Source organism: Nocardioides sp. Z50_6, assembly GCF_058215755.1.
The window spans coordinates 100,812-123,401 of sequence record NZ_JBZAJB010000004.1 but is presented as its reverse complement, the minus strand read 5'-3'; the positions used below and the strand labels follow the sequence as shown (position 1 = coordinate 123,401).

Annotated in this window: 21 protein-coding genes; 6 read left to right on the top strand and 15 right to left on the bottom strand. The window is 73.0% G+C overall.

Features of this window, described 5'->3' with window-relative positions:
- Positions 1–76: 76 nt before the first annotated feature.
- The 6 genes from AC4BGE_RS11460 to AC4BGE_RS11435 are packed head-to-tail and all read right to left on the bottom strand — an operon-like array spanning position 77 to position 7,727.
- Positions 77–1,516 (bottom strand): aldehyde dehydrogenase family protein, encoded by a 1,440-nt coding sequence (locus AC4BGE_RS11460; RefSeq protein ID WP_490570760.1) that lies wholly within the window; start codon positions 1,514–1,516, stop codon positions 77–79.
- Positions 1,513–2,727, bottom strand: a complete 1,215-nt coding sequence (locus AC4BGE_RS11455) for an FAD-dependent oxidoreductase (RefSeq protein WP_490575348.1) — start codon at positions 2,725–2,727, stop codon at positions 1,513–1,515. Before AC4BGE_RS11455 ends, AC4BGE_RS11460 begins: the two co-directional genes overlap by 4 nt.
- Complete coding sequence (locus AC4BGE_RS11450; RefSeq protein ID WP_490570762.1) at positions 2,724–3,638, bottom strand: isocitrate lyase/PEP mutase family protein; 915 nt, start codon at positions 3,636–3,638, stop codon at positions 2,724–2,726. Before AC4BGE_RS11450 ends, AC4BGE_RS11455 begins: the two co-directional genes overlap by 4 nt.
- Complete coding sequence (locus AC4BGE_RS11445) at positions 3,635–5,143, bottom strand: aldehyde dehydrogenase family protein (protein WP_490575347.1); 1,509 nt, start codon at positions 5,141–5,143, stop codon at positions 3,635–3,637. Before AC4BGE_RS11445 ends, AC4BGE_RS11450 begins: the two co-directional genes overlap by 4 nt.
- Positions 5,140–6,444, bottom strand: coding sequence for an acyl-CoA dehydrogenase family protein (locus AC4BGE_RS11440; RefSeq protein WP_490570764.1), 1,305 nt, complete (start codon positions 6,442–6,444; stop codon positions 5,140–5,142). Before AC4BGE_RS11440 ends, AC4BGE_RS11445 begins: the two co-directional genes overlap by 4 nt.
- Positions 6,441–7,727 carry a flavin reductase gene (locus AC4BGE_RS11435; protein ID WP_490570765.1) on the bottom strand — a complete coding sequence of 429 codons (1,287 nt, stop codon included), beginning with the start codon at positions 7,725–7,727 and terminating at the stop codon, positions 6,441–6,443. Before AC4BGE_RS11435 ends, AC4BGE_RS11440 begins: the two co-directional genes overlap by 4 nt.
- 149 nt (positions 7,728–7,876) lie before the next feature.
- Between AC4BGE_RS11435 and AC4BGE_RS11430 the strand changes: the two genes are divergently transcribed.
- Positions 7,877–8,584: a GntR family transcriptional regulator gene (locus AC4BGE_RS11430; protein ID WP_490570766.1), complete on the top strand. Its 708-nt coding sequence runs from the start codon at positions 7,877–7,879 to the stop codon at positions 8,582–8,584.
- 21 nt (positions 8,585–8,605) lie between these two features.
- Here the strand turns inward: AC4BGE_RS11430 and AC4BGE_RS11425 are convergent, their stop codons facing one another.
- The gene (locus AC4BGE_RS11425) at positions 8,606–10,258 is read right to left on the bottom strand and encodes a carbon-nitrogen hydrolase family protein (RefSeq protein WP_490575346.1); all 1,653 of its coding nucleotides are present in this window, start codon (positions 10,256–10,258) and stop codon (positions 8,606–8,608) included.
- An 89-nt stretch (positions 10,259–10,347) separates the two neighbouring features.
- Between AC4BGE_RS11425 and AC4BGE_RS11420 the strand changes: the two genes are divergently transcribed.
- On the top strand, positions 10,348–11,739 hold the full coding sequence (locus AC4BGE_RS11420) for an MFS transporter (protein ID WP_490570768.1): 1,392 nt from the start codon (positions 10,348–10,350) through the stop codon (positions 11,737–11,739).
- Positions 11,740–11,764: 25 nt separating this feature from the next.
- Here AC4BGE_RS11420 and AC4BGE_RS11415 read toward each other — a convergent pair whose 3' ends face one another.
- Genes AC4BGE_RS11415 through AC4BGE_RS11405 form a run of 3 tightly spaced genes read right to left on the bottom strand, consistent with a single transcriptional unit; the run spans position 11,765 to position 14,240 of the window.
- The gene (locus AC4BGE_RS11415) at positions 11,765–12,352 is read right to left on the bottom strand and encodes a hypothetical protein (protein WP_490575345.1); all 588 of its coding nucleotides are present in this window, start codon (positions 12,350–12,352) and stop codon (positions 11,765–11,767) included.
- 8 nt (positions 12,353–12,360) lie between these two features.
- Complete coding sequence (locus tag AC4BGE_RS11410; protein ID WP_490575344.1) at positions 12,361–13,020, bottom strand: isochorismatase family protein; 660 nt, start codon at positions 13,018–13,020, stop codon at positions 12,361–12,363.
- A 5-nt stretch (positions 13,021–13,025) separates the two neighbouring features.
- Complete coding sequence (locus AC4BGE_RS11405) at positions 13,026–14,240, bottom strand: CaiB/BaiF CoA transferase family protein (protein ID WP_490570771.1); 1,215 nt, start codon at positions 14,238–14,240, stop codon at positions 13,026–13,028.
- A 64-nt stretch (positions 14,241–14,304) separates the two neighbouring features.
- Here AC4BGE_RS11405 and AC4BGE_RS11400 point away from each other — a divergent pair, with 64 nt between their 5' ends.
- The 4 genes from AC4BGE_RS11400 (at position 14,305) to AC4BGE_RS11385 (ending at position 18,930) form a co-directional block, all read left to right on the top strand.
- Entirely contained in the window at positions 14,305–15,243 is a 939-nt protein-coding gene (locus AC4BGE_RS11400) for a hydroxymethylglutaryl-CoA lyase (RefSeq protein WP_490575343.1), read from the top strand.
- A 26-nt stretch (positions 15,244–15,269) separates the two neighbouring features.
- Complete coding sequence (locus AC4BGE_RS11395; RefSeq protein WP_490575342.1) at positions 15,270–16,817, top strand: class I adenylate-forming enzyme family protein; 1,548 nt, start codon at positions 15,270–15,272, stop codon at positions 16,815–16,817.
- Positions 16,818–16,895: 78 nt separating this feature from the next.
- Complete coding sequence (locus AC4BGE_RS11390; protein WP_490575341.1) at positions 16,896–18,212, top strand: DUF4437 domain-containing protein; 1,317 nt, start codon at positions 16,896–16,898, stop codon at positions 18,210–18,212.
- 1 nt (position 18,213) lies between these two features.
- Positions 18,214–18,930 carry a hypothetical protein gene (locus AC4BGE_RS11385; RefSeq protein ID WP_490575340.1) on the top strand — a complete coding sequence of 239 codons (717 nt, stop codon included), beginning with the start codon at positions 18,214–18,216 and terminating at the stop codon, positions 18,928–18,930.
- Between the two features lie 73 nt (positions 18,931–19,003).
- Here the strand turns inward: AC4BGE_RS11385 and AC4BGE_RS11380 are convergent, their stop codons facing one another.
- From AC4BGE_RS11380 to AC4BGE_RS11360, 5 genes are all read right to left on the bottom strand, one after another.
- Positions 19,004–20,101 carry an NAD(P)H-binding protein gene (locus AC4BGE_RS11380; protein WP_490570776.1) on the bottom strand — a complete coding sequence of 366 codons (1,098 nt, stop codon included), beginning with the start codon at positions 20,099–20,101 and terminating at the stop codon, positions 19,004–19,006.
- A gap of 38 nt (positions 20,102–20,139) precedes the next feature.
- A complete protein-coding gene (locus AC4BGE_RS11375; RefSeq protein ID WP_490575339.1) occupies positions 20,140–20,460 on the bottom strand; it encodes a Dabb family protein in 321 nt (106 codons plus the stop codon).
- 29 nt (positions 20,461–20,489) lie between these two features.
- Positions 20,490–21,263, bottom strand: coding sequence for a maleate cis-trans isomerase family protein (locus AC4BGE_RS11370; RefSeq protein WP_490570778.1), 774 nt, complete (start codon positions 21,261–21,263; stop codon positions 20,490–20,492).
- A 129-nt stretch (positions 21,264–21,392) separates the two neighbouring features.
- Positions 21,393–21,845: a hypothetical protein gene (locus tag AC4BGE_RS11365; protein ID WP_490575338.1), complete on the bottom strand. Its 453-nt coding sequence runs from the start codon at positions 21,843–21,845 to the stop codon at positions 21,393–21,395.
- Between the two features lie 108 nt (positions 21,846–21,953).
- Positions 21,954–22,541, bottom strand: coding sequence for a DUF1707 SHOCT-like domain-containing protein (locus AC4BGE_RS11360; protein WP_490570780.1), 588 nt, complete (start codon positions 22,539–22,541; stop codon positions 21,954–21,956).
- Between the last annotated feature and the right edge of the window lie 49 nt (positions 22,542–22,590).

The window sequence follows — 22,590 nt, the reverse complement described above, 5'->3', positions numbered from 1 at the left end:
CCCTCTCGTGAACTGCCTGCTCAAATAATATATTCTATCAACATCGCCCGTGAGGCAACGGCCCAGCGAACTCGTCTCAATCCCCCGGACTCGGGTACGCGGACGCGGAGAGCCCCGCCGCCCCGGCCCGGAAGGCGCCCGGCAGGTGGGTCACGCACGGCTGGACGTACTCCAGCAGCCCGTCGTCGCCGTACTCCCGGCCCCAGCCCGAGCGCTTGACGCCGCCGAACGGCGCGTGCAGCGCCATCCCCGTGCGGTTGTGGGTGTTGACGAAGGTGAACCCCGCCTCGAGCCGCTCGGCGACCTCGAAGGCCCGCTCCTCGTCGGCCGACCAGACCGAGGCGCCCAGGCCGAGCTCACCGGAGTTGGCACGCGCCACGGCCTCCTCGACCGAGTCGTAGGCCAGCACGGGCAGGGTCGGGCCGAACTGCTCGGCAGCGACCACCGGGCTGTCGTCGTGCGCCCCGAGGACCAGCGTGGGCCGCACGTAGTGCCCGTGCGACAGGTCGCCGGCCACGGTGCCGATCTCGACCACCTCGGCGCCCTCCGCGGCAGCCCGGGCGACCAGCCCGCGGACCCGTTCGGCCGACTCCGCGCTGACCACCGGCCCCATGGTGACTCCGGTGGTCAGCGGATCGCCGACGTGCAGCACGCGGTCGGCCGCCCGCACCAGGCCGGCGACCACCTCCTCGAGCCGCGACGCAGGAACATAGAGGCGCTTCAGCGCCATGCAGACCTGACCGCTGGTGGCGAACGCCGCCATCACCAGGCGCTCGTACGCCGCGTCGTCCAGGTCCGCGTCCGGCAGCAGCAGCGCGGGGTCGTTGCCGCCGAGCTCGAGGACGCTCGGGGTCAGGCTGCGCCCGGCCAGCGACGCGACCGCCCGGCCGGCGACGTCGCCCCCGGTGAAGGCGACCCGGGAGACCAGCTCGTGCCCGACCAGCGCGGTGGCCGTCTCGACCTCACCGTGCACCACGCTCACCAGGTGCTCCGGCACCACCGCCGCCACCGTCTCCAGGAACCGGCCGACGGCGAACGGCGCCAGCGGCGACGGCTTCACCACGACGGCGTTGCCGGCCACCAGCGCGGGTGCCAGCTTGAGCGCGGCGAGCACCAGGGGCGCGTTCCACGGGGTGATCGCCGCGACCACCCCGAACGGACGGTGCCTGGTCCGCAGCCGGCCGCGGTCGTCGTCCTGGTGCCGGTCGGCCAGCACCTCGACCGCCCGCCCGGCGTACCAGCGCAGCACGGCGACGGCGAACCCGGCCTCGCCGCGGGCGTCGCCCAGTACCTTGCCGGTCTCCCGGGCGGCGAGCTCGGCGACCTCGTCGAGCAGCGGGTCGAGGGCGTCAGCGGCGCTGCGCAGCAGGGCCGCCCGCTCGGCGACCGGGGTCCTGGCCCACTCGACCTGCGCGAGCGCGGCCGCCCGGACCTGGGCGTCCACCTGGGCGGGGGCGGTGACCTCGACCGTCCCGACCACCTCGTCGGGACGGGCCGGGTTGCGGCGGGTGATCACGGCCGCGTCCCACCCACCATCGCCACCGGGCGTCCGCCCCGCAGCGAGTTGATCATCGAGGTGTTGAGCAGGTGCGCGCGCATCCTCGCCGGGTCGGCGGCCAGCGCGCGCAACTCGTCGTGGTAGGCCCGCTGCGCCTCCGGGTCGTTCTGCCGCAGCCGCTCCCAGTTGTCGTGGGTGATGGTCTTGACGTAGGAGAGCGCCACCTGTCGCCGCGCCTCGCACGCCTCGTCCAGGTCGGCCAGCGTGCCGGCGCCGGTCAGCAGCCGCACCAGGGCGGTGGCCTCCAGGACGGCGTCGTGCAGCCCGCTGTTCATGCCCATCCCGCCGAGGGGGTTGTTGATGTGGGCCGCGTCGCCGACCAGGAGCAGGCGTCCCTTGCGGAAGGTGTCGGCCACCCGCTGGTGCACCCGGTAGAGCGTCGTGTGCAGGACGTCCCAGTCGCGGCCCAGGTCGGCGACGCCGGCCAGGCGCGCCTGGATCCGCGCCGGGTCGATCTCCACCTCGTCGGCGGTGTCGGGGTCCGTCGGGAAGAGGATCCGCCAGTGCTCGGGGGTGCGCAGGAGCACCAGCCACTCGTCGGGGTCGAAGACGTAGTTGACCGCCGCGACGCCCGGCAGGATCGAGGCCAGGTCCTCGGTGGTCGAGGCCACCAGGAAGCGCTCGGGGTAGGTCATCCCGTCGAACTCGAAGCCGGCGCTCTGCCGCACCGCGGAGCTGGCGCCGTCCGCGCCGATCACCCAGTCGGCGGTGAGCACGTCGCCGGCGTCGGTGGTGACCCGCGCGCCCTCTTCGAGGGTCTCGGCCCGCACCACCCGCTGGGAGAAGTCCACCCGCACGTGGTCCAGCTCGCCCAGGGCCGCCAGCAGGATCGGGGTCAGCTTGCTCTGCTCGCACTGCACCCGGAACGGGAACCGGGTGTCCTGCGCCAGCACCCCGAGGTCGAGGTCGGCGATCGGACCGGTACGGCGGTCGCGGTACTGGAAGCCGGTGGAGACGAGCCCGCGCTCCATCAGCGGCTCGAGCACCCCGAGGTCGTCGAGCATCTCCAGGCTCGGCGGGTGGTAGGTCGAGGCGCGGGACTCGGCCGCCAGGCCCTCGCCGGCCTCCAGCACCCGCACGTCGATCCCGGCGCGGGCCAGGACGAGGGCCGCCGTCAGGCCGACCGGCCCCGCGCCGACCACGATAACCGTCTGCTGGTCGTCACTCATGCTTCGCTCCTCACACCGGCCGCCACAGGGGCGGCGTAGCGCTGTTCGTCGTCGAGCAGCCCGGGCAGTCCGACGAGGTCGTTCAGCTCGGGCCAGGCCAGGCGGTCGACCCGCCCGGAGTGGCCGGTGGCCAGGATCTGTTCCATGGTGCGGCGCACGGCGTGCGCCGCGGCCAGCAGCGCGGAGACCGGGTGGATCACCAGCCGCACGCCGACCTGGTGGAGCTCGTCGTCACCGGGGCCGGCGTCGATCGCGCCCCCCGCCTCGGACCGGTTGTAGACCTGGGGGATCCGGTGGCCGCGGGCATCCAGGGCGGCGGCGACCTCACCCAGCTCGGCGAGCCCGGCGCCCTCCACGAAGACGGCGTCGGCGCCGGCGTCGGCGAAGGCCAGGCAGCGCTCCACCACCGAGTCCAGCCCCTGCACCGAGAGCGCGTCGGTCCGGGCCACGATCACCAGGCCGGTCCCTGCCTCGACGGCGGCCCGGACCCGGCCGGCGGCCTCGGCCACGTCGACCACCGACTTGCCCGCCAGGTGCCCGCACCGCTTGGGGGACTCCTGGTCCTCCAGGTGCAGCCCGGCGATCCCGGCGGCGGCGTAGGCCCTGGCGGTCTGCTTGGCCTGGAGGGCGTTGCCGTAGCCGGTGTCGGCGTCCGCGAGCAGCGGCACCCCGCCCAGGGACGGCATCAAGGAGGCCGCCCGGTGCGCGATGTCGGTGCCGTGCACGAAGCCGAGGTCGGGGGCCCCCAGGTCGACCGCGGAGACCGTGGCCCCCGAGAGGCAGACCGCGGAGGCACCGGCCCGCGCGGCCAGGGCCGCGCTGACGGCGTCGAAGACGCCGGGGAGCCGGACCACCGTCGGACCGTCGAGAAGGTCCCTCAGCCGCTGGCTGGAGGGAGTCGCGCCCGTCATCTTCCGTGCAGCGCGAAGCCGCCCTCGACGCCGACGACCCGGGCACAGGTGAAGATCCGGATCGTCTCGGTGGTGCCCTCCTCGCCCATCCCCGAGAGCCCCCAGGCCGGACGCGGCGTCATCAGGTGGAGGCTCATGATCGTGGAGCCGTTCACCTTGACCTCGCCGGCGTGGACCTGGCGGGCCACCGCGAGCGCCGCCTCGGTGTCGGTGCCCACGACGTAGCCCTCGAGGCCGAACGGCGTGTCGTTGGCCAGCGCCACCGCCTCGTCGAGGTCGGCATAGGGGTGCACCGTCGCGACGGGTCCGAACATCTCCTCCTCGGCCGCCTCGGCCGGCACACCGGTGAGCAGGGTGGGGGCCAGGAAGTTGCCCTCCGACGCGGGAACCGGCGTGAAGGAGTGCTCGGTGCCGCCGGCGGCGACCCGGGCCGCGATCTCGGCACGCAGGCGGGCCAGGTGGTCCGGGTGCACGATCGGCCCCAGCTCGGTGGCCGGGTCGAGCGGGTCGCCGACCCGGAGGTCGGCCAGCCGGTGGCCGATCCGCTCGAGCAGGTCGTCGGCCAGCTCCTGCGGCACGACCAGGCGGCCCAGCGCCCGGCACCACTGGCCGTTGAGCGTGGTCAGCAGGTCGGCCGCGGCACGCGCCGCGTCGTCGACCTCGGCGTCCGGCATGACGACGAGCGGGTTGTTCCCGCCGAGCTCGAGCTGGAGGGCGGTGAAGTTGGCGGCACAGGCAGCGGCGATCGCGCGACCCGCGGCCAGCCCGCCGGTGAACGAGACCGCGCGCACCCGCCGGTCGTTGACCAGCCGGCCACCGACCGACGCCCCGCCCTGGAGCAGCTGGAACGCCCCGGGGTCCACCTCGTGCTCGGTCAGCACCCGGTTGACCACGCGGGCCAGCTCGGTGGTGCCCCAGGGCGCGTACTCGCTGGGCTTGAGCATCGTCGGCGCACCGGCCGCGAGCGCGGAGGCGATCTTGTGGGCCGCCATCGGGGCGGGGGCGTTCCACGGCACCAGGCAGAGCGCAGGACCCAGCGGGAGCCGGTGCACCTCGACCGGGTGACCGGACTCGCCGACCTGGGTCTCCAGCAGCACGCCCGCGCGCAGCATCTCGGCGGCGAGGTGGAAGGCGCCGGGGACGATGACGCCGACGATGCTGGTCTGGGAGATCGGCACGCCGGTGGCGAGCGACTCCAGCGCCGCCAGCCGCGGCAGCTCGGCCGCGAGCGCGCCGCCCACGGCGTCGAGGATCTCGGCCCGCCGCTCCACCGGGACGCCGCTCCACCCGCCGGTGACGTGCACCCGGTGCGCAGCCGCGAGCGCGGTCTCGACGTCGCTCTCGGTGCTGGCGACCGCGTCGCCCAGCGCCTCGCCGGTGAAGGGGTCCACCAGTGCGAGCCCCAGTAGGTCACCGGGCGCCGACCAGACGCCGTCGACGAGCTGCTCCACGGCCGGGACCACCAGGCCGGTGCGTGCCACCGGGCTCACCGCCGTCTGGCTCATGCGCGCTCCCCGGCCGGCTTCTGGAAGCTGTCGGTCGTGGTGAGGCCGGCCCAGCCCTCGTTGTCCACGATCATCTTGGCCAGGTCCAGCTTGCCGCGCTCCGCCGGGAACGCCTGCACCAGGCCCATGGCGGTGTCGCGCACGGCCCGGCCGGTCGTGTTGCCCATCAGGGCGCCGGAGGTGCCGCACATCTTCAGGGCCGCCAGGGCGACGTCGTGGGCGTGCTCGCAGATGGCGCCCTTCGCGAGCTTCCAGGACTGCACGACCTCGTTCTTGGGCAGCAGCGGCGGGTCGCTGGCCTCGAGGTCGACCTGACGGCGCAGCCACAGGTGTGCCTCGGCCAGGTGCCGCTCGCCGTCCCCGATGATCACCTGGTGCATCGGGCTGGACGCGATCGGCTTGCCGGTGTCGGCGAAGGTGGCCCGCATGGTGCGGTCGAGCGCGAAGGTCCACGCGCCCTGGGCGATCCCGGCGTAGATGGACGCGATGGCGATCTGGTTGCCGACCCAGGAACCCCGTGACATCTGGGTGGCCCGGGTGAAGGCGCCCGGCACGGCCAGCGCCAGCTCGTCGGGGACGAAGCAGTCCTCCAGGACCAGACCGTTGTTGTCCGAGGCGCGCATGCCCAGGCCGGTCCACGGTGCCCGCGGGCGGGCACCGGCGGTGGCCCGCGGCACCAGGAAGAGCGTCAGCGCGTCCAGCCCCTCGACGTCGTCGCGGCGAGCCGTCACCAGGTAGTAGTCGGCCGACCCGGAGAGGCAGCCGAACGACTTCTCGCCGTTGAGCAGCCAGCCGCCCTCGGTGCGGGTCGCGGTGGTGCGGATCAGCACGTTGGCGTTCGAGGCCTTGACCGCCTCGCTGGCGAAGTTTCCGATGGCCTTCTTCTCCGTCCCCATCAGGTGCAGCACCTTGTGCGCGAAGGCCCGGACCGCCGGGATCTCCTCGTCGCTGTAGAGGCCGGCGTCCAGCGCCGCCAGGGGAAGCATGCCTCGTGAGGAGGACGAGCAGTGGAAGAAGAAGGCAAGTGCGGTGGAACCGCACACGGTGCCGAGGGCGTAGGTCGTGGCCGCGAGGTCGCGCAGCCCTCCCCCCAGACCACCGAACTCCTCGGGCACCACCAGGCCGAGCAGCCCGGCGTCGCCGAGCAGCTTGATGTGCCCCTCGGGCAGCGCACCCGCCTCGTCGGCGGCCTCGGCGGCCGCGGCGATCGTCGGGAGCACGGACTCGACGCGCCGGGCCCGCTCCCGCTCCGCGTCGGTGAGGTCCGGGAACACGAGCTCTGCGGTGGTCTTCGACGTCATCCTGCTGCTCCTACGATCTGGGGGCCGCTGGGCTCTGCCAGCGACGGCGGGGTCAGGGGGGTGGGGGCGCCCGCACGGAGGTCCCGGGCCAGGAGCGTCAGGGCGGCGGAGTCGACGGGGGTGTGGACGTCGACCTCCTCGAGGAGGCGGATCAGGTCCTCGGTGGCCACCGCCCCGTCGATGCCGGCGAGGGTGGTGTCGAAGTGGCGCACCCCGCTCTTGAGGGCGATGATCGCCTTGACCAGTCCGAGACGGTCCCGGTCGTGCAGGCCCATCCGCAGCGGCACGGGACGCGCCAGCGCCACCGCCTCCTGCAGGAAGGCCCGCACCCGCAGCGGGGTGGCGGCGCCCGCCGTGTCGGGGACGGCGATCTCGAGCACGCGCAGTGCCGCGAGCCGCTCGACGGCGTCGAGGACGGCGTCGAGGCGCTCCGGGGCGAACGGGTCCAGGATCCGCACGGCGGCGCGCGCAGCGATGCCGTCCAGGGCCGCGAGCAGCTCCTCGGTCCGGCCGGGCTCCGCGGGGTCGAGCGAGAGCTCCACCGTGCTGACGCCCGCGGAGAGGACGAGGTCGGCCTGGGCCCGGTCGGCGACCAGCACGCTGGCGGTCTCCAGCGGCAGGGTGCGGGGCACCATGGCGCCCGCCTCCTCGAGGCTGGCGGCGCCCGTCAGGTCGGCCACCCGCACCCGGGCGCCGGCGGCTGCCACGCCGGCGGCGACGTGGGCGATCTCCTGGTCCCGCGCGGCGGCTGCCAGGCCGCTGACCACGCCGGAGTCGGAGAGCGTCGCCAGGTCGGGCAGCACGTCGGCGAACTGGCCCCAGCCGCGGGCGTGGAAGAGCAGGGGGGCCGAGCGACGGGCCGCCCTCGCCCCGACCACCTCGCCCACGAAGATCGTGTGGTCCCCGCCCGGGTAGGCGTGGACCACCCGGCAGTCGAACCAGCCCAGCGCCGAGTCGAGCAGCGGCACCCCGGTCTGGTCGGTCGACCACGTCTCCCCGCCGAACCGGTCGGCGCTGTCGTCCAGGCCCGCGAACCGCCTGCCCACATCGGTCTGGTCCTTCGCGAGGACGTTGACGCCGAAGATCCCGCTCGCCGCGATCAGCTCGTGGGAGTAGAGCGTCTTGGTGAGGCAGATCGAGACCAGCGGCGGCTCCAGGCTCACGCTGGAGAACGAGCTGGCCGTCATCCCGTGCCACGCACCGTCGCCCGACAGGGTCGTCACCACGGTGACTCCGCTGGGCCACTGGCTCATGACGTCTCGGAACGTCGTCGTGTCGACCATCTCGGCACCTCCTGGGGACAGAATATACGATATCTGTTTTTGAAGCGAGGGGGTGTCGGGGGATCATGGAGGCGGATCCGGGGCTGCGGAATATATGATCGACACCGGTGGCTGCCGGAGCACCACACCTACGTTCTTGGGAGCACCAGATGAGTCCTCGAGTCAGCGCTGCCAAGGGAGTCCGACCGATCGAGCACCACTCGCTCGTCGACCGCGTCACCGACGAGCTGCACCGCGCGATCCTCAACGGCGATCTCGCCCCCGGCTCCACCGTCTCGATCGTCGACCTCTGCCAGCGCTTCGACATCAGCCACATCCCGGTGCGTGAGGCTCTGCGCCGCCTGGAGAGCGAGGGCGTGATCAGCCTCCGGCCGGGTCGGTCCGCCCTGGTGGCGTCCCTGACCAGCGAGGAGCTGGCCAACATCTACGCGCTGCGCAAGCTGATCGAGGGCGACCTGATCTCCCGCGCCGGCAAGGAGTTCTCCGAGGAGCGTCTGGCCGAGGCCGAGGAGGCGCTGGCCGAGTACATCGGCATCGAGCGCGAGCCCGCCGCCCTCGCCGCGAAGCACCACGCCTTCCACGAGGCCGTGCTGCACGACGCGATCGGTCCCGCCGACGCCAACGTGCTGAGCCTGCTCTGGAAGGCCTCCGACCGCTACCTGCACCTGCTCATGCAGGACCTCGACCACCACCCCGAGACCCAGCAGCGACGCATCGACGAGCACCGCGAGCTGCTCGACCTGGCCCGGGCGGGCAAGTCCTCGCAGCTGCGGGAGGCCTGGATCGCCCACCTCGAGAGCACCGAGACCGCGCTCCTCGACGCCCTGGCCGCCCACGAGGCCGCGGCTGCGGGCTGAGCCTCCGGCGCGGGCCCGGCGCTACCGGACCAGCGCGTCGAGCAGGCGCCAGGGACGACCGTCGACCACGTCGGTGCCCCTGCTGACGAACCGGTTCGTCGCACAGGCGGGTCGCAGGACGCCGGTGACCAGCGAGCCCTGGGCCTCGATCGGCTCGGGACGGCTGATCACGCCGGCGAACGGGTTGCGCCAGGCACCCCACAGGGTGAAGTCGGCCGAGAGCGGGATCAGGGCGGCCCCGCCGAAGCGCCCGACCCGGGCGGAGACGGCGAGGTTCAGCCGGTTCTCCGCCGCCCGCTCCAGCAGCAGCAGGTCCAGGTCGTGCGGCTCGGCCACGGTGAACGGGACGGCGACCACGTCGGCGTCGGCCAGCGCGGCGAGCCGGAAGGTCTCGGGGTAGAGCGCGTCGTCGCCGACCACCACCGCGAGCCGGCCCCAGGGCGCCTGGTGCACCACGATGGCCGGGTCGGGAAGCGCCGGCTCCGGCAGCTCGCCGTGGCGGCGGCTGCGGTGCAGCGCCGGCTGCACCAGCTCGACGCCGGCTGCCGAGACCACCACTCCCACATGCGCGCCGCGGGCGTCGAGCACGCTGGTGACGACCAGGGTGCTCGTGCCCGCCAGGGCCTGGCTCAGGGCCTCGGGCGTCAGGGCGGGGTCGACGTGGCCGCCGGCGAGGCCGTCGGCGTGCGCGGCGAGCTCGGGCAGCACCACCAGGTCGGCACCGTCGGCGATCGCCGCGGCCACCAGCGCCGCGACGTCGTCGTCCGGGGACGGCGAGAGGGCGCAGGCCCGGATCTCCTCGGCCCCCGCCGGCGCGCGCCGTCCGTGCGGCTCCGCGGCCAGGGGCGCGTACGCCGCCGGGCGGCGCGCGGCCATCACGTCCGTGCCGTCCGGGCGAGCCTTGTCGTCGGCCAGGGACAGGTCGATGTCCGCCACGACCACGGCCTCGCCGGTGCGCGGCCCGATCGCCACCACGGTGCCGTCGGGGGCCACCACCTGGCTCTCCCCCGCGCCGTGCAGCCGGTCGACCGGGACGCCGACCTGGGCCGCCACCTTCTCGATGCTGTGCTCGGGGACCAACGGGCCGACCTTGTTGGCCGCGACCACCCAGACCTTGTTCTCCGCGGCCCGCACCGGCACGTGCAGGGACGCCTCGTCGAGGGCGAAGGAGTTGAGGCTGTTGAGCAGCAGCTGGGCGCCCTCGACGGCGAGCGTGCGCGGCGTCTCGAAGATCACCCCGTCCATGCAGGAGTAGAGCCCGACCCGGCCGATCGAGGTCTCCACGACGCCGGCCCGGTCGACCGCTCCGTCGAGGTGGTCGCGCTCGGAGCCCATCAGCACCTGCTTGTCGCTGACCGCCAGGACGGCACCGTCCGGCCCGAAGAGGAGGTTGCTGCCCGCCACGCGCCCGTCCTCGCGGGCCAGCGTCACGTTGGCCATCAGGTGGATCGCGTGCTTGCGGGCCCGTTCGGCGAGGGCGGCGACGAACTCGCCGTCGAGGCTCTCGGCGTGCCGGCGGGCGTGCTCGCGGTCGGCGTACCAGGAGACGTGGTTGCCGAACTCCGGCAGCACCACCACCTCGGCGCCCTGCGCGACGGCGCTGTCGATCATCCGTAGCGCGGTCTCGAGGTTGACCCCCGCGTCCTCGCCCACGGCGTACTGCACGGCGGCCACACGCACCATCCTCGGCACCCCAATCCATATATCTTGTACGATTCTCCCATCCTAACGCCGGCCCCCGGCGCTGAGCAGAGGAGATCGTCGTGACGGACATCCAGCCAGACGAGCCCCTGCTCCACCAGGGGGGCACGGCGCGGCTGCGGGTGCACGCCCGTGGCGACGTGCAGGAGGTCGACCTCGACCGCGACGCGCCGTTCGGCTGGTGGCCCGCGATCGCCATCGCCCTGGTCGCCTTCATCGACCGCGTCGAGATCAACCTGATCGCCGGCGCCCTGCCCGTGATCCAGGACCACTTCGGGTTCAGCGACACGGTGGGCGGCCTGATCCCGACCGCGGCCAGCATCGCCGCGGCGGTGCTGCTGCTCCCCGCCGGCCGCCTCGCCGACCGGGCCCCCCGGGTGGGGACGATCGTCATCGTCGTGCTGATCTGGTCGCTCTGCTCGGTGCTCAGCGGCCTGGCCACCACGTTCCTGATGTTCTTCATGGTCCGCATCGCCATCGGCGCCGCCGGCCAGCTCTACAACCCGCCGGCCTCCAGCCTGCTGGCCGACTACTACCCCAACCGCAGTCGCGGGAAGGCGTACGGCTTCGAGCGGGCCGGCTACTACATGGGGCTCCCCGCCGGGGTGATCATCGGCGGCGCCGTCGCGGAGGCCCTGGACTGGCGGGCGGTCTTCTTCATCGCGGCCGTGCCCGGCCTGTTCATCGCCGCCCTGATGCTGACGGTGAAGGAGCCGGTCCGCGGGCTCGGCGACACCATCGACCGGCTGCGCGCCCAGCGCGTCGGCGTCGCCCCGCCCGAGTCCGAGGCCCACGTGGACCTCTCGGCCTCCAGCGCCAGCCTCTTCGCGGACGCCAAGGAGCTGCTCCGGATCCGCACCCTGCGCGGCGTGATCCTGGCCCAGGCGATGCTCGCCCTCGGGGTGGCCGGGCTCTTCTACTGGCTGCCGACCTTCCTCGAGCGGCTCGAGGACCTCGACACCGACACCGCGTCCGGCCTGGCGGGCGGGGTGGGCGGCACCGGCATCGTGATCGGCATCATCATCGGCTCCCGGCTCGGCGACCGGCACGAGTCGGAGGGGTGGCGCATCAAGCTCTCCACCGTCTGCCTGCTGGTGGGCGCGATCGGCCTGAGCCTGGCGGTGCTGCTCCCCGGGGTCGGGCTCCGGATGGCGATGGTGGCGCTGGCCTGCGCCGGCTTCGCCGGGGCCATGCCCAACCTCACCGCGGCCGCCGCCAACGTGGTCCCGGCCGCCAGCCGCGGCATGGGCTTCGCCCTGCTCCAGTTCCTGACGACCCTGGGCGGCGCCTTCGGCCCGCTGCTGGTCGGCGCGATGTCGGACGTGACCGGCTGGATCGGCTACGGGATGCTCTTCCTGATCCCGCCGCTCTTCCTCTCCGTGATCTTCCTGTGGCTGGTGCGCGGCTCCTACGACGCCGACGCGGCGCGGGCCTCGGGGTCGTTCACCGGGTGAGCCCTGCCGCGCCGCGCGCGGGCGGTCAGCGGGTGTGCACGACCGCCGGCCCGGCGACGTCGGGCACCGGGGTGCCGGCCGGGACGTCGGCCCAGCGCCGGGCCTGCGGCCACAGCACGTCCACGTCGGTGTCGAAGACCAGGCCGGCCGCCGAGGCCAGCCCGCGCAGGGTGCCGACCAGGCCGTCGCGCGGCCCGCGGTCCAGGGTCTCGTCCGCCGCGAGCACCTCGGCGGTGCCCGGCTGCTCGGCCTCACCGTCGGCCCAGCCGCCACCCGCGCCGGAGAACCACACCACCGCGCGCGTGCCGTCGGCGGTGGAGGTGGCCGACCGGGTGGCGTGCGGCTGGACCACGAGTGCCTGACCGACGCCGCACGTCAGCCCGCTGATCCTCAGCGCGCCGGAGAGCACCACCATCTCCTCGCCGGCGGGCTGGTGCCCGGTGGCCTCGCGGCTCCACCCGTCGGGGAACTCCACCAGCACGGTGCGGGTCCCGGCCGCGGCGTCGGCGCCCAGCATCACGATGCCGGCCGGCTGGGCGGCGCCCGCGATGGCGTGCTGACCGCGCACCAGCTCCGCGGAGTCGAGGTCGACGACGGTGACGGGCTGGCTCATGCGGGCTCCTAGAGGGTGGTGAGATAGTCGAGGACGTCGGACTCGGAGACGACGTCGGCGTACTTCGCGTCGAGGTCGAAGAGGTTCTGGTCGTGCGCGGCGGCGTCCCGGTCACCGCAGGCCTCACGGACCACCAGCGGGCGGAACCCGTGCTGCAGCGCGTCCAGGGCGGTGGCCCGCACGCAGCCGCTGGTGGAGAAGCCCACCACGATCGCGGTGTCCACGCCCGAGGCCCGCAGGGTGCTGGCCAGGCTGGTGCCGAAGAACGCGGAGGCGTACTGCTTGGTCACCATCGTCTCCCCGGGCAGCGGGGCCGGGTCGGGCGGAGGTTCGATCCACTCCGAGCCCTCCTCGAAGGCCGCCAGGCCGGGGACCTTGACCGCGAACCAGCCGGCGTCCCGCCCGCCGGGTGCCAGCACCACCCGGGTGAACACGACCGGACGCCCGGCGGAGCGGGCCGCCGCGACGACCCGGGCCGCGCTGGCCCGGGCCGCCTCGAAGCGGCCCTCGCCGTCGCTGAACGGCCCGCCGGCCAGGTAGGCGCGGCAGACGTCGACGACCACCACCGCCGGGACCCGGCCGGGCCCGATCCTGCTCGCGAAGCCGACCGAGGCGTAGTCCTCGGTGCGCCTGTCACCTGCGCCTGCGCCTGCACCCGTGGGCGTCATCGGAGTCAGATCACTCCGCGCTCGGCGAGACCGGCGCGCTGCTCGACGCTGAGACCGAGCAGGTCGCCGTAGACCTCGTCGTTGTGCGCCCCGAGCGCCGGTCCGGTCCACCGGATCGAGCCCGGGGTCGCCGACATCTTGGGCACGACGTTCTGCATCCGCAGCTGGCCGAAGGTCTCGTCGGGGACCTGGACGATGGCCTCGCGCGCCTGGAAGTGCGGGTCGCTGATCATGTCCTCGGCCTTGTAGATGCGCCCGGCCGGCACCCCGCCCTCGTGCAGCAGCTTGAGCAGCGTGTCGGCGTCGTACCGTCCGGTCCACTGCGAGATGTGGTCGTCCAGCTCCTGCTGGCGGTCCCCCCGCCCGACGTGGTCGGCGTAGACGCTGCCGGGGGCCGAGAGCTCGGGCTCGCCCATGAGCGCCGCGAGCCGGCTGAAGACCGAGTCCTGGTTGGCCGCGATCAGGATCAGCTGGCCGTCGGAGGTCGGGTAGACGTTGGACGGCGCGACGTTGGGCAGGATCGCGCCGGTGCGCTCACGCTGGTACTTCTGCACGTCCCACTCGGTGACCGTCGACTCCATCATCGCCAGCACCGCCTCGTAGATGGCACTGTCGACCACCTGACCCTCGCCGGTGACGTCGCGGTGCCGCAGTGCCGCCAGCGCCCCGATGCAGGCGTGCATCGCCGCGAGCGAGTCGCCGATCGAGATGCCGGTGCGGGAGGGCTGCCGGTCGGGCTCGCCGGTGATGTAGCGCAGACCGCCCATGGCCTCGCCGATCGAGCCGTAGCCGGCCCGTCGCGAGTAGGGACCGGTCTGCCCGTAGCCCGAGACGCGGACCAGGATGATCCGCGGGTTGACCTCACGCAGCCGCTCGTAGTCCAGGTTCCACTTCTCCAGCGTGCCCGCGCGGAAGTTCTCCACCACGATGTCGGCCGTCGCGACCAGTCGCAGGAAGAGCTCCTGCCCCTCCTCCTCGCGCAGGTTGAGGGTGACCGAGCGCTTGTTGCGCCCGACCACCGGCCACCAGAGGTAGGCGCCGTCCACGCTCTCCCGGCCCCACTTGCGCATCGGGTCGCCCGTGCCGGGCGACTCCACCTTGATCACGTCTGCGCCCTGGTCGCCCATCAGCGTGGCGGCGAACGGCCCCGCCAAGAGCTGACCCGCCTCGATCACTCGGACGCCGGACAGGGACCCCGTTGCTTGCACCGCACTCTCCATGGGTGGATCATATATCCGATATCTTGTAGTCGGCAGCAGCAGTCTCTTCGAGGAGTGGGCAAACGTGCCGCAAGAGCAGAACCGCGCAGCTGTGGTGGAGATCGTCGAGGTGTCCCCGCGCGACGGTCTGCAGAACGAGCGTCGGGTGCTCCCGACCGGCACGAAGGCCGAGCTGGTCCGGCGCAGCATCGCCGCGGGCCTGCGGCGGATCGAGGTCACCGCGTTCGCCCGGCCCGACCGGGTCCCCCAGATGGCCGACGCCGAGGCGCTGCTGGCCGAGCTGCGCGACGAGCCCGGGCTCAGCCGGATCGGCCTGGTGCTGAACCGACGGGGCCTGGACCGGGCGATCACCGCGGGCTGCGACGAGATCACCGCCGTGGTGGTCGCCTCGGACGGGCTCGCGATGCGCAACCAGGGCGCCGACACCGCCGCCCAGCTGGAGTCCTGGCGCACGATCGCGGCCGACGCCCGGTCGGCCGGCCTGCGCACCAGCGTCATCATCGCGGCCGCGTTCGGCTGCCCCTTCGACGGTGAGGTCGCCACCGAGCGCGTCCTGGAGGTCGCCCGGGGCTGCCTGGACGCCGGTCCCGACGAGCTCGCAATCGCCGACACCATCGGCGTCGGGGTCCCGGCGCAGGTGAGCGAGATCGTCACCGGGTTGCGCGCGCTGGACGCCGACGTGCCCCTGCGTGCCCACTTCCACAACACCCGCAACACCGGCTACGCCAACGCCGTCGCCGCGGTCGCCGCCGGCGTCACGGTGCTCGACGCCTCGGCGGGAGGCATCGGCGGCTGCCCCTTCGCCCCGGGAGCCACCGGCAACATCGCCACCGAGGACCTGCTCTACCTGCTGGCCCGCAGCGGCATCGGCGTCCGCTCCGAGCTGGCCGGTGGCCCCGACCCGGCGCAGGTCGCCGCGACCGGCACCTGGATCGCCGAGGAGCTCGGCCTCCCCCAGGCGCCGGCGATGCTCGGCCGCGCCGGCTGGTTCCCCTCCGCCTGATCCCCCCGAACCCCCAGGAGCTGCAGATGGTCATCAAGTCAGGCGGATCCCCGTTGTCGATCGTCAGCGGCCTGCGCGAGTACGCCGCGGCCACCCCGGGCGCCACCGCCGTGATCGACGGCGACCGGCGGCTGACCTACGCCGAGGTCCACGACCGCTCCAGCCGGCTGGCGCAGCACCTGCTCTCCCTGGGCCTGGCCACCGGCGACCGGGTGGCGGTCCTGCTCGGCAACCGGCTGGAGTACCCCGAGGTCGCGGCGGGGATCGCCAAGGCCGGGCTGGTGGCCGTGCCCCTCAACCCCCGGCTCACCCCGGCCGAGGCGAGCTACATCCTCGAGCACAGCGGCGGCCGGACGGTGGTGCTCGACGCCGCCCTCGGCCCGATCGTCGCCCAGCACGCCGGGGAGCACGGGCTCACCCTCCTGACCCTGGCCGCTCCGGGCGAGGACGTGGGCGGCAGCCCCTACGAGTCCGCCCTGGCGGCCGCCTCGCCGAGCGACCCCGCCGTCGAGGTCGCGGAGAGCGACCCGTTCTGCATCACCTACACCTCAGGCACCACGGGGCGCCCCAAGGGCGTGCTGATCTCCCACCGCAGCCGGGCCCTGACCTTCATGATGAGCGCGCTGGAGTGGGGGTTGGCCAACGGCCGCGTCTCGGCGGCGGTCGCCCCGATGTACCACGGCGCCGGCTTCGCGTTCGGCTACGCCCCGGTCCACACCGGCGGCACGGTGAGCATGCTGAGCCGCTGGGACCCGGAGGCCTTCCTCGACCTCGTCGAGCGCGACCGCGTGCAGTCGGCCTTCCTCATCCCGACCCACGCGCAGGGTCTGCGCGCGCTGGGCGAGGAGGCGTTCGCCGGCCGGGACCTCTCCAGCCTGGACACGCTCTACTTCAACGCGGCAGCACTCCCGTGGGAGCTCAAGCAGTGGGTGATGGAGCGCTTCCCCGCGTGCGGGGTGCACGAGCTCTACGGCTCGACCGAGTCGGGGATCATCACCAACCTGCGTCCGGTGCACATGCGCGAGCGCCCCGGCTCGGTCGGCCACCCGTGGTACCTGACACAGGTCCGGATCGTCGACGACGCCGGGCAGGAGGTCGGTCCCGGCGAGCCGGGCGAGCTGTTCAGCCGCTCGCCGTTCCTGATGAACGGCTACCTCGGCGACGAGGCGGCCACGGCTGCCTGCACCACCGACGACGGCTTCGTGACCTGCGGCGACATCGCGGTGCGCGACGAGGACGGCTTCATCTCGATCGTCGACCGGAAGAAGGACCTGATCATCTCCGGCGGCACCAACGTCTACCCGCGCGAGATCGAGGAGGTGCTCGCCTCGCACCCCAGCGTGCTGGAGAGCGCGGTCGTCGGGGAGCCCGACGAGCGGTGGGGCGAGACGGTGGTCGCCCACGTCGTGCTGCGGCCGGGTGCGGCGCTGGACGCCGCGGCCCTCGAGCAGCACTGCCGCGACCAGCTCGCCGGCTACAAGATCCCGCGGCGCTGGTACCCGATCGCCGTGCTGCCGCGCAACGCGGGCGGCAAGGTGCTCAAGCGGGAGCTCACGGCACCTGTCCTCACCTGATCGGGCCGGGCCGTTCCCGCGGCTCGGGCCGCATGGTTAGATATCATATATTCCCACTTTCGAGCGACGGAGGCGTACGTGCGACCCCATGTGGAACTGATCCAGGAAGACGACTACGTCTGGCATGCCGCCGAGCTGCCCGGTGGTGAGGGGCGCGCCAGCGAGCGCCGCCTCTCCGTCGACGAGGAGGACGGTTCCTCCTCGCTGCGCGTCGACTTCCACACCGACTGGGGCCGCGGCCCGGGCATCCACCACGCCAACACCGAGTACTACGTGCTCGAGGGCGAGATCGACTACGGCGGCCGCAAGATCGGCAAGGGCGGCTACGTCTACGCGCCGAAGGGCGTGCCCAACGACTACCTGCGCATCGCCGAGGGCACCAAGATCCTGCACTACCGCGAGTACGGCGACGCCGGCTTCGACCCGGTCGACTCGCTGGCCGGCGCCACCGCGTGGGCGGACGCACGCGAGGAGGTCATCGTCATCGACTCCGAGGCGATGACGTGGGACGCCGTGCCCAACCCCGGCCCGATGCCCGGGCTCTTCATCAAGTACCTCCACGTCGACCCGACCACCGGGTTCTACACCCGGCTGGTGCACGCGCAGGAGGGCTGGGCCGACCACCGCCTGGCCCACCACCCCTGCTACGAGGAGGCCTACACGACCCAGGGCCACATGGAGTACAACTTCGGCACCCTGGACCTCGGCACCTACTTCTTCCGCCCCGCGCGGGTCAAGCACGGCCACTTCACCACCATGGAGGGCGGCGCCACCTGGTTGCTGCGCTCGGACGGCGAGCTGGCCAACTGGTACACCCAGAACGAGTGGGTGCGCTGGGGCGGCGAGGGCGTCAACTACGGGCCCGAGGGCCTCGACGACAGCCCGCACCCCGCCCTGCGGTGGTCGAGCTCCACCCACGACCTGGCGGAGCCGTGGCGCACCGACGAGGACATGCGCCAGCTGACCGCCTCGTGGCAGTTCCAGAAGGACCAGGGCCGCTACGACACTCCCGTCCGGCACCACGGCTCCGGCGCCGACCGCTCCGCGATCGCGATCGCCAAGGCGCTCGACGCCTTCAACCTCCAGGGCGGGCACGGCGGGCACGAGGGTCACTCGCACGACCACGACCACGACCACTCGCACGACCACGACCACTCGCACGACCACGCGGACGAGGGGCACACCCACGAGCCGGAGGCGCGCGAGGTGATCGACCTCGACTGGGGCTGGAGCGGCCGGGAGACCGAGCACGCCGACGAGCGCACCGACTCCGGCGCCCACAACTGGGGCCAGGGCCGGCCGTGGAAGAAGGGCGACCCGATCCCCGCCCCGATCATCTCCAGCCTCCCGGTGCGCAGCCGCTCCCGCGGGCGCTGGGACGGCGACGGGATGTGAGGTGGAGGTAGCCCACGGCCTCAACGGACACACCCTGGCGATCCTGCTGCACATCCTGCTCTTCGTGTACTGGCTCGGGGGCGACCTCGGGGTCTACTACTCGAGCCGGTTCATCATCAAGCCGGAGCTGCAGCCGGAGACCCGGGCCATCGCCGCGAAGATCATGGTCGGATGTGACATGGCGCCCCGCGTGTCACTGATCCTGTTCGGCGCCAGCGGCCTGACCCTGATGTACTACGGGCCGCTCGGCGACGAGTTCTTCCTGACCGGCTGGATGCTCGCGCTGGCATGGGTCGGCACGCTCACCTGGCTGACCGTCTCGCTGCTCGAGGCCCGCGGCGGCAACAGCCGGCGCGGGCACGTCTACCACCAGGCGGACCTCTACGTGCGCTGGGCGCTCTCCTTCGCCCTCGTCGCGGCGGGCGGCTACGCCATGGTCGTGGCGGAGCCGTTCGGGGTCGACACCAACCCGAAGTGGCTGGCCGCCAAGGTGCTGGCCTACGGCCTGTGCATCCTGTGCGGGGTGATGATCCGCCGGGCGCTCCGCCCGTTCGGGCCCGCGTTCGGGGCGCTGATGACGACCGGCTCGACTCCCGAGGTCGAGCAGGGCATCGTCGGCTCCATCCGCCGCAGCGAGCCCTGGGTCTACGGCATCTGGGCCATGGTGGTGCTGGCGGCGGTGCTCGGCGTGATCAAGCCGGGCTCCACCGCCTTCTGAGACGGCGTCCGTTGAGCGCACCGCCTGCTGGCAGGCGGTGCGCTCAACGGCGTCCGGGGCGCCTCGCGACCCCTCAGACGTCGGTGGGCATCAGGTTGGTGCCGCTCTTCATCCGCTCGCGGAAGCTGCCGGTGGGGAACTCCCGGTCCTTGAGCTTCTCCATGAACCCGCGCAGCGTCCGCTCGCCGTACGCCGGGGCGACGTGGTCGACCACCGACCAGTACTTGGCCGCCTCGAGGTAGTAGGCCACCGGCTCCAGCTTCTTGACCACCTTGCCCATCCGGGTGAGCCGGGCGATCTTCTTGTCCCAGGTGGCCATCGGGACGACGTCCCAGTCGGGCTCGCGGCCGGTCACGTCGAACATCATCTGGCCGGCGGCCTTGAGGGTGACCACGTTGTCCGGGTCCCAGGGGCCGCCGACGGGCAGCACCCGGCCGAGCGCGTCGGGGTCCAGGACCTGGTTGACGATGAACTCGGCCAGGTCCTCGCGGGCGATCGGGTTGACCACGTTGTACTCGCCGTGGTCGAAGATCCGGTACTTCTCGCCGTTCTTGACGTCGCCGAACGTCATCGAGAGGTACGGGTAGTAGGCGGTCGGCCGGATGATCGTCCAGGGCAGCGGGCCGTGGTGCTGGCCGATCAGCTCGCCCTCGACCTGCAGCTTGTAGACCTGCGGGATGAGCTCGGGCCGGTAGGCGCCGAAGTCGCTGATGTGGATGAACTGCTCGACCCGGTGCTCGACCGCGGCCTTGATCCCGTTGACCACGGCCTCGTGGTCGACCAGGCGGCACTCCTCGGCGTCGTTGGGGCGACGGCCGCTGAGCAGCGAGATGACCACCGACGTCGGGGCGGAGGCCACCGCGTCCAGCACGTCCTGCGCGCGGGTGGGGTCGCCCACCACGACCTCGACGCCGGCGAACTCGGGCTCGTCCTTCACCGCGGCGGAGCGGGCCAGCACGGCCGGCGCGTAGCCCCGGCGAGCGAGCTCCGGCAGCAGCGCGCGGCCGATGTAGCCGGTGCCGCCGAGGACGAGGACCCGCTGCCCCGTCCCGGAGCCGCGCGGCCCCGTCACGTAGGTCTGGGAGTCGGTGGTGAGCAGGCGGTCGATCAGGGCGCGACTGCGCTCCTGGGCGGATGCCACGTCAAGGTCGGTGATCGTTGAGAAGGCCATTCATAGATCATATATTGTTCTGCTTCCGGCGCCAGGGCCTAGCCCACCGAGGTCGTCCGCACCGCGGAGTCGTCGTACTGCACGAAGGCCTTGGCGGCCAGCACGGGGGCGATGTGCTCCCTGACCACCGCGACGTGCTCGGGATGGGTCCGGTAGCCCTCCCAGTCGGAGCGGCTGTCGAACCGCATGTGGAACCGCAGGTGGGCGTTGCCCTCGATGAGCCCGGCGTCGCGGACGACCTCGGCGCCCACCAGTCCCGGGATCCGGCCGGGCAGGGCGAGCAGCCCGGCGACCACCCCGTCGACCTGGGCGTCGGTGACGTCGGCGGCGAGGGTCAGGTGACCTACGTGGTTGAACATGGCGCGTCCTCTTCTGTGGGTGGAGCGGGTCAGTGCAGCTCGAGCAGCGAGCCGTGGCCGTGGATCTTGTCGGTGATCTTGTTGACCCGGAACGCGTGCCAGGCGGTGGCCACGTTGATCGCGATCACCGGCTTGCCCAGCTCGCGCTCGAGCTCGGCGGCCACCGCGACGCACTCCAGGTTGGTGCCGCACTGGATCAGCGCGTCGACGTCCGGGCCGTCCACGGAGAGGAAGGCCTCGCGCAGGGTCTCCGGGGTCTCGTCGGCGATCGAGGTGGCCGACTCCGAGCAGAGACCGGTGATCGCGGCGACCTCGTAGCCGAGCTCGGTGAAGTAGGCGACGACCTGCTCGTCCCCCACCGGCTGGTAGGGCGTCACCACCCCGATGCGCCGCGCGCCGAACGCCTTGAGCGCCTCGCCGGCGGCGGTGGCGCCCGTCGTCACCTCGAGCCCGGTCATCTCCCGGACGCCCTGCTCGAACGCCGCGTTGCCGGCCACCCCGCCCCAGAAGGTCTCCGCCGACATCCCCATCACCACGTAGTCGGGCTTGCAGGTCATCACCACCGACAGCGCGTCGGGCAGCGCCTCGTTGAGGCACTCGCGGAAGGCGCCGAACGCGTCGGCGGAGTCGAGCGCCGGCGCCTTGATCATGATCCGGCCGGTGTGCCAGGAGCAGTCCTGCGGGCGCAGGTGGTGGAGCTCGCGCTCCACCGAGGTGTTGGTCGAGGGCAGGACCAGCGCGAACCGGGTCCCCTTGGTCTCGGGGGTACGCAGCACGGCGCCCTGGGCTTCAGCGACGGTCATCACGAGCTCCTCACCTCGAGCAGCCCGAGGGATCGGCGCCGCAGGTGAATAGATCATATATGCATCACGCGCGGACGCCGGCGACAGCATGGCGCCGGGCACGTCCCGATGCCGCAGAGCGCGGTGGGCTCAGGCGTCGCGACTGCGGCGACCGGCGGCCCACGCAGCCGCGGCGACGGCCACCAGGCCCGGGCCCGACCAGAAGGGGAGCAAGTCCCCGAAGCCGAACTCCCCGAAGCCCAGCGACTCCAGGTAGTCGGCGCTAGCCGCGCCCCACAGGAGGAGCAGCCCCGTCACCAGCACCACGACGGCGGCCGCCGGCCGGGCCGCCCTCGCGGAGAGACCCCCGGGCACCAGGAGGGTGAGAGGCACACCGAGGACCAGGCCCAGCACGGCCCCGATGAGCCCGCCGACAACTCCGAAGACCACCATCCCGGCGAGGGTGGAGGCACGCTGTGGGTCCACCACCAGCAGGGGAACCAGCCCGACGATCGGATACAGGGCGCCAAGGACGAACCCGAGGGACAGACCGGTCGGGAGCCACCACGTGTCGGGTCGCCAGGTTGAGGTCATCGCGGGCACGACCTCCACTCTTGAGCATTTGCTCAAATTCGTCAAGCACCGGGGCGTACGCCGCGGCCTCGGGGTGCCGCTGCGCCAGCTCGGCCACGCGCCGGCAGACCTCCTGGGTCAGGCGTCCTCGGCCGGGCCCTGGTCGCGGCCCTGCTCGAGCTCCTTGGCGGCGCGCTTCCTCGCCTTGCGCTCCAGGCGACGCACCTCCTCGGCCACCATGTCCTGGCGGTCGAAGACCGTGCGCCCGTAGTTCAGCCCGGTGCCCAGCAGCACGAACAACGGCCACGGGAAGGCCGGGTCGAAGCTCCAGCCGGACTCGATGCCCGCGGCCGCCCAGATCACCGTGCAGATCAGGGTGGCGGAGAGCATCGACCACAAGGCGTTGCGCCGCTGGTGCTCGTAGTTCTCCAATGCCTTGGCGCGGATCGTCTCGGGCGAGCCCGCGCCGGCCCGCGCGAGCCCGGTGCCGGCGCGGGGAGGCGGGGGGACCAGGTCGGCGACCAGGCCCGGCAGCTCACCCAGGGTGCGGGCGCCGGCGAGCGCCTCCGACCGCTGGTCCAGCTCGTCGCGGTCCATCCGGCCCTCGGCGTAGGCCTGGGCCAGCACCTGCGCGACGGCGTCGCGGTCACGGTCGCCGGCGCGGAGGTGGGCGTGCGCGGGCACGGTCGGGTCCAGGGGCAGCTCCGCCCACGGATCAAGACTCATCGCGGCGCCCCATGCGCCCCATCCTAGGTGGCGCCGATCACGTGCCGGG